An 11,708-nucleotide genomic window follows, 5' to 3' on the forward strand; every position below is an offset into this window, starting at 1 on the left:
GGCCGAGGAGGCTCTGCTCACCGGGCCGGTGGAGCCGACGAACGAGCCCTACGCCATCGCCAAGATTGTCGGCATCAAGCTGTGCGAGAGCTACAATCGCCAGCACGGCACCGACTACCGCAGCGTGATGCCGACCAACCTCTACGGCCCCTACGACAACTTCCACCCCGAGAACAGTCACGTCATCCCGGCGCTGATCCGCCGCTTCCACGAGGCCGAGGAGCGTGGCGATGAGGAGGTGGTGATCTGGGGCAGCGGCACCCCGCGTCGCGAGTTCCTGCACGCCGATGACATGGCGGCGGCCTGTGTCTATGTGATGGAGCTGCCGCAAGCGACCTATGCGACCCATACCTCGCCGATGTGCTCCCACATCAATGTCGGCACCGGAGAGGATTGCACCATCCGCGAGCTGGCCGAGACTATCGCCCGAGTGACCGGGTTCGAGGGGCGGCTTACGTTTGATGCCAGCCGACCGGACGGTGCGCCGAGGAAGTTGCTGGACGTCTCGTGCCTTGAAGCCTGCGGATGGCGGTATCAGACCGCACAGGAGGCGGGGCTGCGCGATACCTATGCCTGGTACTGCCGGGCGAATTCGGATATAGCGGAAGACTCGGGCTCGTGAAAAGGCTGCTGCTGCACAAGTCCGATGGCCTCGGCGCACGCCTGCGGGAGATCCTGGTCGGCCTCACCCTGTCACGTTTGTTGGGGTGGCCTTTGGCGATTAAGTGGGACACCTCGGGCCGCTGGATTGATCACCGTGGTTGGCACGACCATCTTGACCAAGATCGAATCTTCGACGCGGCCTGGCTTGAACAATTTGTGGAACAGGGTGACGGCAAGCGGCCGGTATCGACCCACACCCATTGGCCGTTCAACCGACTCGACTGGGTGATGATGGAGCTTCGGTCCCGGGATGTCCTGCTCAAGAAGGTACCAAAGGATCCGGGGCGGCTGATCGCCTTCACGAGTGAGCCGGAAGTCAGGCGGCTGCTGCAGAAGGCCTTCGAGAGCATTGGTTTCAGCGAGACGGCCAGGCAGGCCCTTGAAGCGGGCCGTGCCCGTGCGCCCGAGCATGGGATAGCGGTGCACGTCCGGCAGGGCGATGTGGTGAAGGGTGAGTATCGATTCCACGGCAACTGGACGGACAAGGCCATACCTGCCCCGGTGGCTCGGTTCATCGGCAAGAAGTTGGCTGATGACGGCGGCTCGCCCGTCATGGTGTCGGCGGATGAGTGCTTTCTCGAATGGGAAGATGTGACCGTGGAAAAGGCGGCAATACGCGCCGAGAAGCCCAACGACCCGGTGGGTGCCATGTTCTACGACATCGGCCTGATGTCTGGTTGTGAAATCATTGTCATGGGTGCCGACTGCAATTTCGGCCTCATCGCGGCTTGGTCCCGTAATCGAACCATTTCTACGGTGTCCGGTTTGGTATCGTCTACTGACCTTCAGCAAATCGCCGATGGTCTGCTTGATGGCTCGGGTGATGCTCCCGACGCTCTGGACCGGGCCTACACAGCTCAGTGGTTGCTGATTCAACAGCGGAATGCCCTGCGCGAAGGGCAGCGCGAGGCGCTGCTTGGCTTGGCCAAAGAAGGCGATCCTGGCAATCCAGTGTATTACATGATCAATGCAGCGCAGGCGTTGATGGGCGGCGACGAGCACGAAGCCGAGATACAGGCCAGGGAGGCCGTGGGCGCACGCGATCGGTTGGATGACCACGTGGATTGGCGGTTTGCCACCGACCTCGGGTTTGGAGCAAAGCGGTTGCTCGACATGGAAGAGGCCGTGGTTTTGGCCGAATATCAGGCGGCGCCCGGGTCATCTCTCGCTGAGGTGTTGGAGTGGGTTCGGGGATGTTCGGGGTGGCAGAAGCATTTGTCACCATCGCATAAAAAAGTATATACACGTACGCGTGCTGGTTTAAGAAGGGTTTTACTAAAATCATAGAGGCACTGTCTTGATTCATAACTTATCTGTTAATTGCTGCGAACCGTTGTTTGCGGAGGTTGTCGGCCCTGCAGGGAGTGGAAAGTCAACAATCATCCGGAGAGTGGTCGAGGAGATTGGTGAAGCTGAAGTATCCAGTGAGCGTCTTGGGTTTATAAGCAAAGCAGGTTTGTTTGTCGAAGCAACGGATGAGATTTTAAAGACTCCAAGGAAAATGGCCTGGAAGTTCAGTGATTGGCGCAGGAAATGGTTGCAATATTATTCAGCCTTGCGTGACCTGCGCTTGATGAGTGAGCCCGTTTCAGATGTGGCCCTTGCGGATGAAGGCCCTATCCATAAATTGGTGGCCAAGGTAATGCGAGACGAAGTGATGAAGGATCACTGGAAAAGCTATTGCAAAAAAGCGGTTTCTCACATCGTGTCCTGTGACCCTCCCAAGGTTGTGGTTGTAAAAGTCAACACGGACCCAAGCGTTCGTTTTGAGCGAAGAAAAAACAGGGGACGCACGAAGGATGCAAGCCTTATAAATGCCGGAACATGGGAAGAGTTCAAGAGTGCCAGTAGAAAAAGCCCCTCTTTGGGAACGATGGAGCATACGGTTGTTAGTTCACTAAAAGAACGGTTGGGAAGGCGTTTCATTTTCCATGAGGTTGACGGAGCGCGGGGTCTTTCAGAAGTTTCATCAGAGGTGGTTTCCTTGATCCGCGAACATTGTGGCCAAGAAGAAGCGCCAGGTAATGCGGCTGATGGTTAGACTCGATCTTCTCGGTGTGGCTGGATGCGGCAAGTCGACAATAGCAAGGCTTGTGGTAAAAAAGGGCCTCACGGTGTCATCCAGTACCGCCTCAAAACGCGCTGCGATAAGGGCTTACAGAATTACTGAGGAAGCTGGTTGGAAGCAGCGCGCGTTATTACGCATTCCCGTACTTCGGGAGGCACTGCTCGCGAACCGGATTGAAATCGGCGAAAAATCGGCCTTTGCCCGCTTCGCCGCGAAATACGACGCCTTCCTCGCCATCGTCCACGAAAGCTTCGTCCTCTCCGGCCGCAGCCAGTACCGCCGCGCCGAGGGCTACTACCATTTTCTCCGTACCGTCCGCCGGATTGCCTTTCTGGAGGAGTGGTTGGAAGACGAGGCGGTCCTGTTCGACGAGTCGCTCAGCCAGAAGGTCTACGCCGTGATGCCATGGGATTGGGGTAACGAGGCCCACGCGGAACGGTACTTTGAGGACATGCCGCTTCCCACGGCGCTCATCCACCTCGACGCCGACGCCGACCAGGTGGTGCGCCAAGTCCGCGAACGCGAGCGCGCCACCGGAAAGCTCATCCCCAGCCATCGCGGGTTGGGTGACGATGAGCTCCTGAAGCACACCGAGGCGAGTCTAGACATTGCTCGTATCGGTGCCGCATGCCTGCAGGCGAGGGGTTGTCAGGTACTTTCGTTATGGGCCTCTGAGACACCCTGTGTCAACGCGAAAAAAATAAATAATCTGTTGTCCAAGTATGCTCCCGGAGAAGGTAGTGTTTAAGAGCGCAGCTAAATTGGTTAGGTACGAGTGGAGATCCCATGTAAAATACAAAAAAAGGGTGCAGAACATAAATCGTCTCGCTCAAGGAGGCAACGGACTTCGGTTTTCCAGCTTGTTTACGGCATTGAAAATGTGGGGCGTGACTGGAGCTCGAGAAGTGAGCGCATATTCTTCTCTTAGAAGCGATGGCGATTTTAGATACATACCCTCTAACTTTTATAAAAGCGGACTTTCTAGATACCTTAATAGGTCCCCCGTAGCAGACTGGCTGGATGATAAAGCAAACCTGTCTGTTGCGTTCCCCGGTGTGACACCTGATATGCTTTCTCTGCCGCAACAGGATGAGCGTTCCGAGCTTGATATCGATGATGCCGTTAAATCCATATTGTTGTCGCAAAAAAATGGCGTCGTAATCAAAGATTCTGCAGGGCAGCAAGGAAAAGAGGTAATTGTTTTGACGCGCGATGAGGCTGACGCGGTGAGTTTGCGCTCTGCAATAAAGTCAATCAAGGGGGGGGTGGTGGTGCAACATAGGCTGTCTGGTCACTATGAGCTTCAACGTGTGAACTCAGACAGTTTGAATACAATAAGAGCAATTACCTTATCGTGGCGTGACCGTATCTATTATCTCGGAGCGTTTGCACGCTTTGGTCGAAAAGGTGTTCGTGTTGACAATGTCCACTCGGGTGGGTTGTTTGCAAATTCAACAGAAGGGTCGAAGGCAGAAAGGTTTTTCGATGGCGACTTCGTGGAGTATGACTGTCATCCAGATTCTGGTGTTCGCTGCGATGAGATTAAAAGTGCTCTTGGGAACCTTGGAGAGGACCTTCCAGAGTTTTCTGTTTCGCTTCATGAACGGTATCCTCAAGTGGGTTTGATTGGATGGGATTTGGTTCCTGAGAATGGTGGTTTCTCATTGCTCGAAGCAAATGCGAAGGTGCCCGCCGCTGCATCATTGCAGATTTTGAATGGTCCACTAATCCCGGAAGAGATTTTTGAGGAAATTTATTGGTCTTGCGTGAGTAAGCGGCATTAACGTAACGGGCTGCGACTTTTCTCCGTTTGGAGCTGCCAGAGGGGAGGCGCAACGCCTAGTCGCTGGGGGACCTCTGGATGCCGCGGAGTGGTCCCTTTCCTTCAGCGTGGCGCGGGTGGGGTTGCGGCTTCTTGGTCGACGTCGAGAGCTGAGGGAAGGCGCGAGTCGAAGGGGGCATGTCGTATGGTCTGGACGACGCCAACGGTGGGTCAAGGGGCTTGAATGCGGAAGAGGCCGATGCGTTCGACGCCATGCAGTCACGGGATCGGAGCCTTGCCGAGGACCCCGAATCCTATCGGCAATGGTGCGCGTCGTTGGTCGTGCAGGAGGCGAACACTTTCCGGTGCAAGTATTCTCTGGCAGCCCTTGCTGCGTTGGTTCTCGGGGTGCTGCTTCGGGCTTGAGCGGTTGCTAAGACGTTGGCGGCGAAAAACGTCGGCTTGGGCGCTGCTGCAGTTTAATGGGCAGCGTTGCGAGAGCCACCGGCTCTTTTGGATCTAATCTCCGGAGTCCTTCGTCGAGCGGCACGGCCCAGACCACGAGAGAAAAAGGAATGAATAGCATGAGCGATTATTCAATCCACAAGCCGGGCACTGTGGAAAAAAGGATGCAGTTCGCCATGCGCGCCCTGCGGTGCCTCCGCGCATGGCAAAAGGGCGGGGAACGTTCGACCTACCTTCCGGAGGTTTGGAATCGGGAGCGAATAGATCAAGAACGGGATCGTCGGCTCCGCGATCTGCTCGAAGACGCGGCTGCCCGCTTCCCGTTCTGGAACGAGCGTATGCTCGGCTGCGGTCTTCTGGATGGGAAAGGCCGGATTGATCAGGACTACTTCAGCGCCCTGCCGCTGTTGGAACGCTCGGAACTGGTTGAGCGTCGCGACGAACTGGCGGATGAGGATCATCCCGACGAGACCTGGTGGGACCAGACCGGTGGCTCCACTGGCGAGCCGGTGCGCATACTCAAGGATCGCGGATCCAAACAAGCGATGCTCCAGGCCAAGGCCCAGATGCACCGTTGGGCGGGCCATCGCCCTGGTATGCCGATGCTGGAGCTCTGGGGCGCGGAGCGCGACATCCTGGAGCAGCGCCACCGCCCGCCGTATTGGGAGTGGCCGTTACGCCAGCGCCTGCGCTGCAAGAAGCTGGTGCAGAACGCCTTCCGCATGGGTGAGGTGCAGATGCGCCAGTATCTGGCCGAGTGGCATTGGTTCCGGCCCCGCACGGTCCTCGCCTATGCCCATTCCATCCACGAGCTGGCCCGCTTCGCGGAGAGCGAGGGCGTTGAGGTTTACCGTCCACAGGCAATTATCACCTCGGCCGGCACCCTGACCGAAGAGATGCGCGCTGACATCCGCCGGGCCTTCGGTGTCCCGGTGTTCAACCGCTACGGCAGCCGCGAGTTCGGGAACATGGCCATGAGCTGCGAGCAGGAGGACGGGCTCCACGTCATCCCGACGGCGACCATGATCGAGATTCTGCGCCCGGACGGCTCACCGGCGGAGCCGGGCGAGCTGGGGGAGATCGTGGTCACCTCGCTGACTGCCCGCGCTATGCCGATGATCCGGTATCGAATCGGGGACACGGGCGTTTGGGCGGAAGACGAGTGTCCTTGCGGTCGACCGTTTCCGCTAATCAGAGAAGTAAGTGGAAGGGTTAACGACCACTTCGTGAGCCAATATGGCGAACTCGTTCATGGATATTACTTCCCAAAGCTTGTTTGGAACCTGGAAAGTGTGCGAAATGTGCAAATTGTTCAGGAAGCATCAAATAGAATTAAGTTCCGGCTGGTGCTCGATGGCAAGGAGCCTTATGACGCGCCGGTGGAAGAGGCACGTCTGACGGAAGAGACCCGCAAGGCGCTGGGGGCCGATTGCGAGGTGCTGTTCGAGTACCCGTCCGAAATTGAGCCCAACGCCACCGGCAAGCACCGCTTCACCATCTCGCATGTAACCTCGCCCTTCGAAACATGAAGGTGGCGATCATCAACAAGCACATCGCTCATACCGTGGGCGGAAGTGAGTTGCAGTGCGACTTTCTGGCCCAAGGGCTCCACGAGCGAGGGCATGAGGTGGTCTATATCGCCCCGTCGCGAGCGCCATTAGACGTGCCAGGTTACGGGTATCAGGTTGTGCCCGTGCGCGACTCGGCGGTCTCGCTGACGGAGGCGGTACTCACGGCCCGGCCCGATGTCGTCTACTGGCGCTACAACAAGCACCATTTTCGCGCGGTGTCGACCGCGTTGGCGGCGGCGGACATCCCGATGGTCTTCGCCGTGGCGCACATCAATGATCTGTTGCCGTGGGCGGTGAAGCCGGCAACCGCTGGATGGTGGGGGTGGCTCCGCCAACTCCAGCGGAGGCTTCTGGCTCGCAGGGAGCACACCGGCTTTCTTCATGTGCGAGCACTGACCACCAACAACCACGACCTACTGCCCCTGTCACCCGTTGCCGACGCCCACTACGTCCCCAACGGCATGAGCGCGGAGGCCGAGCCCTTCCAGTGGCCCCGGCCCTACGTGGCCTGGGTGGCGAACGTCAAGCCGGCGAAGCGGCCCGAGCTGTTTGTCGAGGCTGCTCGGGCCCTGGCTGACCACGGCATCGACGCCCTGATGGTCGGCCACATCCAGTCCAGCGGTTATGACTGGTTGACTGACCCAGCCCGTGTCCCGCCCAACTTCCACTACCTTGGCCCACGCACCCCGACCGAGGTCAACGGCCTGCTGGCTGGCAGCCGCCTCCATGTGCATACCTGCCAGCCGGAAGGTTTCCCTAACGTCTTCATTCAGGCGTGGATGCAGGGGCGTCCATCTGTGAGCCTGGAGTTCGACCCCAGTGGTTACATCAGGGAGCAGGGGTTGGGCGCCGTTGCCGACGATGACGTCGGCGTCTTCATACAGCAGCTGGTCGATTGGGCGGCGCAGCCGGAGCGTGCCGATGCGGTCGGGGAGCGCGCCCGCACTTTTGCGCGCGAGACCTTTTCGGTGGATGCCATGGTTGAGCGGGTGGAGCGGATCCTCGCAAGCGTGGCTCCTGCTGGGTTGAACAACCGAGACCGATAGTCGGGAGTCGACTTCATTGCGTATTGCCTACCTGTCAAGCGCCTGCATTCCCTCGCGCACGGCCAACAGCATTCATGTGATGAAGATGTGCCACGCCCTGGCGCGCGCCGGGCATGAGGTCGTGCTGTTCGCGCCGGACAAGGCGGATGGGCGTGAGTCCGACATGGTCGACCCGTTCGATTATTACGGGGTTGCGAGAAACTTCATCATTGAACACCTGCCATGGGTCCGCATGAAAGGTCGGGGCTACTGGTATAGTTGGCTGGCAGCGCAGCGGGTACGGAAGCAAGGGTTCGATCTGGCAGTCGGTCGAAATCTGTCGGCTTGCTATTTCGCATCTAGCCTTGGTCTGCCGGTGGTCTACGAGGCCCACAGCCCGGTGGAAGACGATGGACGACTGGCCCGGTACCTGTTCGGTTGCCTGGTCCGTTCGTCGTCGTTCAGGCATATGGTCGTAATTACCGATGCCCTCCGGCGCCATTTTGAGCAGGTCTGGCCTGAGTTGAAGGGCCGCATCGTGGTTGCACCGGATGGCGCGGATCCGCTCGAGGATCAGATTCAGCCAGTCGACCTGGGGCGGCCCGATGATCGCATGCAGGTAGGCTATACCGGGCACCTCTACGCCGGGAAGGGGGCGGAGTTGGTGGTCGAGCTGGCACGTGCTTGTCCGCAGTTCGACTTCCATATTGTTGGAGGGACTCGCGAGGATCTCCGCCGTTGGCGCGAGAGGGATGACCTGTCCGACAACCTGCAACTCCACGGCCATCAATCGCATGCGCGAATACAGAGCTATCTATTGTCCTTTGATGCACTCCTCTTGCCCAACCAGCCCGAAGTGCGCGCGCACGGTGGCAAAAGAGATATTGGCCGGTGGACCTCTCCATTGAAGCTGTTCGAGTACATGGCGGCTGGGCGGGCGATTGTTTGTTCCGATGTTCCAGTACTGCTGGAAGTGGCCGAGCACGGGATGAACATGCTGGTGTGTCGCCACGATGATGTGGGCGACTGGGCCGCAGCATTGGAAGGGTTGTGGGCTGATCGTGGGTGGCGCCAGTCACTGGGGGCAATGGCACGAGAACAGCTCGAGCGGCGCTATAGCTGGGATATTCGGGCGAGTCACGTCTTGGAACCAGCGTATGACTTGGAACGCAGAGGGGTAGAGCCCCTTGACTGACGTTGCCTATGGCGGGCTGTCACAGATTCTTACCAAATAAATCTGTCCCCATTTCTCTTAATCTCTCTCCATTTTTCATTATGCCGAAAGTGTCCGCTTTAAATATCAAGAGAACAGCATTTTATGCTGCGTGTATACCGGCGCGTATTTTGTATAATTGGTTCGAGAAGCGATATACAAAAATACCGCCAAGAGAAGATGAAGTCGTTTGGGTTGATCCGACGCGGGTAGGCGCGCATATGACTCGGAACATAATGATCAAGCTGGGTCTAATTTCGGGTCGCAGCGGGGCGGCGATAATTGGGGGGGATTGGGATCTTAAAGTTCCACGAGTGACTTTTGTTCAAAAAGATGTTTACAAGGCGTGCTATCAGAGATGGATTGAAGGTCGCGAATGGGGTGAAACTGAAATTTATCGAAAATATGTCCGCCAGTTGGAGCGCGGTATTCCGTGTCGATTTGGTAGCGTAAAGGATCTTGAAGAGCGATATGCGGAGCTCGACCGGATATATGACGAGGTGCTCGTTTCCGGCGCGCTGGATGTGAGTGAGAATTCGCTAGTGAAGATCCACTTTCTCCGCGACGGGACTTGTGCATGGGGGCCGGATGGCCGACATCGGATATGTATGGCGCTGTTGGCGGGGCATGAATACATTCCGGCGAAAGTAGGATTTGTTCATCCATTGGCGTGTGGCGAATTCGAAGCCGCGAGACTACCGCATTTCCGTGCGGATCCAGACTGAGGCGTAGGTGTGATTGTTCATTTTATCGGTGGCGCCGGAACAGGCAAGACCACGTTGCTTTTCCGCACCGTTGATGAAGGCGGATATTCGATTCCTCCACAGGGCGCGCGACGCCTGCTTTCGTTGGCGGATTGGCTGTTTCCCCTGGCCTATCTGCGCTCGTGGTCGATGGGGCACGGTCTGGTGTCGAATAATCGCCGTGGGTCAGGTGGGCCGCGGCTATGGGAATGGGCTGGTACGGTTGGCAGGCAAGATGCTCGCCGCCGGGCCTTCGCGAGAAATAGGGTGCTACTCGTTGATCAAGCCATGACAAATTGGCTTCGGAAGCACGCACATGAGGGTGCCGCATGTCTGGTGCCGCGTATGCCGCTACCGGATATGGTCGTTCACGTGAGTGCGCCCGAAGCTGTCAGGGCGGCTCGTGTTGCGTCGCGCCATAAGCCAAGCCATGTGCCCAAACGGTTTCTGGATGGCGAGCAAGCGTTTGCTATTGGTAGCGCCCGAGCGCGCCAATGGCACACCCTCTGGGGTGAACGTGAGGCCCTTGAATGCTTGCGAGCATGGAACAAGAGGCTGTGTCGGCCGGTTCTGGACGACACGGAGCTTCAGGGGATACTCAAGACGGCCGTTGGGCAGGCTTTGACGGAGAAAGATCACGCCGCAATCCGATGCGACCCGCTCCCGGAGCGGATCCGTTGGTTGCATGAGGCGTATACGGAGCAAGGGGTGCATTGGCTCAACATCGTTAACGACGGGTCCAGCCCGGTTGAGGAGAACGCGCGGATCATTACGGAGGAGATTGAACGTTGCCGGCCCTGAGTCTGTTGATACCGGAGTTGGAAGGGGGCGGCGCACAGCGTGTTTTCGTGAATTTGGCCAATGAGCTCGTGGATCTGTCGGATGATCCGGTCCAGATTGTGACGCTTAGAGATGGTGGTGTATTTCGGGATGAACTCCGCCCCGAGGTGGAGGTGATCAATCTCGGAACGCAGCGCGTTAGCCGCTCGATCCCGGCATTGGTGAGGTATTTCAGGACGACTCGGCCACGGGTTGTTTGTTCGACGCTTAATTTTTGCAACGTGGTCACCGTTGTGGCCTGGCGTTTGGCGGGGCGTCCGTGTCGGCTTGTCGTCCGCGAGGCCAATGTCGTACGCGAGGGGCGGTGGTTCATGCGGCAGTTGATGCGGTGGACCTACCCTCAGGCGGACTGCGTTGTGGCGCTTTCGCCGGAGATCCGTGCCAACCTCCTGGAGGCGGGCATCCGCGTTTCGCACAGCGTGGTGGAAATTGGTAATCCGGGTGTGTTCGAGTCCTCGTCTGAGCCGGTTGCCCCTCCTGTTTTCCTCCCGCAGCCATTACCCCGGTTCATTTGTGCCGTCGGGAGCCTGGAGGAGCAAAAAGGCTTCGATCTGTTGCTGAACGCTTTTGCCAGACTCTCTGACCCCTCGCTTCACCTGGTGATCCTGGGTGAGGGATCGAAGAGGAATGCTCTGGAGAGGCAGTGCGAGGACCTTGGCATCCGGGAACGGGTTCATTTGCCCGGCTTCGTTAAACGGCCGACGGAGGTGGTGCGGCAATCGGCGCTGTTCGTGCTGCCCTCTCGATGGGAGGGGTTCCCGAACGTGCTGCTGGAAGCGCTTTCGACGGGTGTTCCCGTGGTGGCTGCGGACTGTGCCGGCGCACCGCGCTCAATGCTCGAGGATGGTCGTCATGGCCACTTGGTTCGGCCCGAGAGTGCTGAAGCCCTGGCCGAAGGGATCGCACAGGCTTTGGAGAGCCCGATCGGTACGGCAGAATCACGTCGCGCCCGCGCGGAGGACTTTGCTGCGAGCAAGATCGCGCGAGTCTATTTAGAGAAGGCGTTTCTGGTTGAGGCGAAAATGCCAGCGCGCAAAAGTCGGTGATGGATCCTTGTTGAACCGTACCGACTTTTCCGGAGGCTCTGATCCTTGGGAGGATAGAGCGATGAGTGAGATGACACGGTATAGCCCGGAGGTCCGGGAACGGGCGGTGCGGCTGGTGTGGGAACACCAGGAGGAGTATTCGTCGCAGCATGCGGCGATGCAGTCCATTGCGCCGAAGATCGGCTGCACGCCGGAGACGCTGCGGCTGTGGGTCCGCCGCGCGGAGCGCGAGCGGGACGATGCCTCGGCGCTGTCCGACAGCGAGCGCGCACGCCTGAAGGCGCTGGAGCGGGAGAACCGCGAGCTCAAGCG

General features: G+C 58.4%; 10 protein-coding genes and 1 pseudogene. All 11 read left to right on the forward strand.

The window, feature by feature from the left end:
* Position 1: 1 nt before the first annotated feature.
* Positions 2-622 (forward strand): annotated as a pseudogene (locus D000_RS13420) (NAD-dependent epimerase/dehydratase family protein); the annotation flags it as partial.
* The gene (locus D000_RS0107455) at positions 619-1,950 is read left to right on the forward strand and encodes a hypothetical protein (RefSeq protein WP_018872910.1); all 1,332 of its coding nucleotides are present in this window, start codon (positions 619-621) and stop codon (positions 1,948-1,950) included. The pseudogene D000_RS13420 and the gene D000_RS0107455, both read left to right, overlap by 4 nt.
* A 103-nt stretch (positions 1,951-2,053) precedes the next feature.
* Positions 2,054-2,704, forward strand: coding sequence for a hypothetical protein (locus D000_RS14175; RefSeq protein ID WP_155999252.1), 651 nt, complete (start codon positions 2,054-2,056; stop codon positions 2,702-2,704).
* Positions 2,664-3,479 (forward strand): hypothetical protein, encoded by an 816-nt coding sequence (locus tag D000_RS0107460; protein WP_026279834.1) that lies wholly within the window; start codon positions 2,664-2,666, stop codon positions 3,477-3,479. The genes D000_RS14175 and D000_RS0107460 overlap by 41 nt, the downstream gene beginning before the upstream one ends.
* A complete protein-coding gene (locus D000_RS13850; protein WP_196800598.1) occupies positions 3,472-4,515 on the forward strand; it encodes a sugar-transfer associated ATP-grasp domain-containing protein in 1,044 nt (347 codons plus the stop codon). The genes D000_RS0107460 and D000_RS13850 overlap by 8 nt, the downstream gene beginning before the upstream one ends.
* 553 nt (positions 4,516-5,068) lie before the next feature.
* Positions 5,069-6,487: a phenylacetate--CoA ligase family protein gene (locus D000_RS13425; RefSeq protein ID WP_155999255.1), complete on the forward strand. Its 1,419-nt coding sequence runs from the start codon at positions 5,069-5,071 to the stop codon at positions 6,485-6,487.
* On the forward strand, positions 6,484-7,575 hold the full coding sequence (locus tag D000_RS0107480; protein ID WP_018872915.1) for a glycosyltransferase family 4 protein: 1,092 nt from the start codon (positions 6,484-6,486) through the stop codon (positions 7,573-7,575). Before D000_RS13425 ends, D000_RS0107480 begins: the two co-directional genes overlap by 4 nt.
* Before the next feature lie 16 nt (positions 7,576-7,591).
* Positions 7,592-8,749 carry a glycosyltransferase family 4 protein gene (locus tag D000_RS13430; protein ID WP_051074949.1) on the forward strand — a complete coding sequence of 386 codons (1,158 nt, stop codon included), beginning with the start codon at positions 7,592-7,594 and terminating at the stop codon, positions 8,747-8,749.
* 254 nt (positions 8,750-9,003) lie between these two features.
* Complete coding sequence (locus D000_RS14180) at positions 9,004-9,492, forward strand: hypothetical protein (protein ID WP_155999258.1); 489 nt, start codon at positions 9,004-9,006, stop codon at positions 9,490-9,492.
* An 806-nt stretch (positions 9,493-10,298) separates the two neighbouring features.
* Positions 10,299-11,396, forward strand: coding sequence for a glycosyltransferase (locus D000_RS0107495; RefSeq protein WP_018872918.1), 1,098 nt, complete (start codon positions 10,299-10,301; stop codon positions 11,394-11,396).
* Between the two features lie 61 nt (positions 11,397-11,457).
* Positions 11,458-11,708, forward strand: a 251-nt coding sequence (locus D000_RS0107500) for a transposase (RefSeq protein ID WP_018872919.1), incomplete at its 3' end; no start/stop codon positions are given.

Source organism: Thioalkalivibrio sp. ALJ16 (genome assembly GCF_000377345.1).
Classification (GTDB): domain Bacteria; phylum Pseudomonadota; class Gammaproteobacteria; order Ectothiorhodospirales; family Ectothiorhodospiraceae; genus Thioalkalivibrio.

What these genes read in the sequence shown, in the direction of transcription:
- D000_RS13425 (WP_155999255.1), top strand. Translation starts at nt 5,069, where the DNA reads ATGAATAGCATGAGCGATTATTCAATCCACAAGCCGGGCACTGTGGAA.
- D000_RS14180 (WP_155999258.1), top strand. Translation starts at nt 9,004, where the DNA reads ATGATCAAGCTGGGTCTAATTTCGGGTCGCAGCGGGGCGGCGATAATT.
- D000_RS0107480 (WP_018872915.1), top strand. Translation starts at nt 6,484, where the DNA reads ATGAAGGTGGCGATCATCAACAAGCACATCGCTCATACCGTGGGCGGA.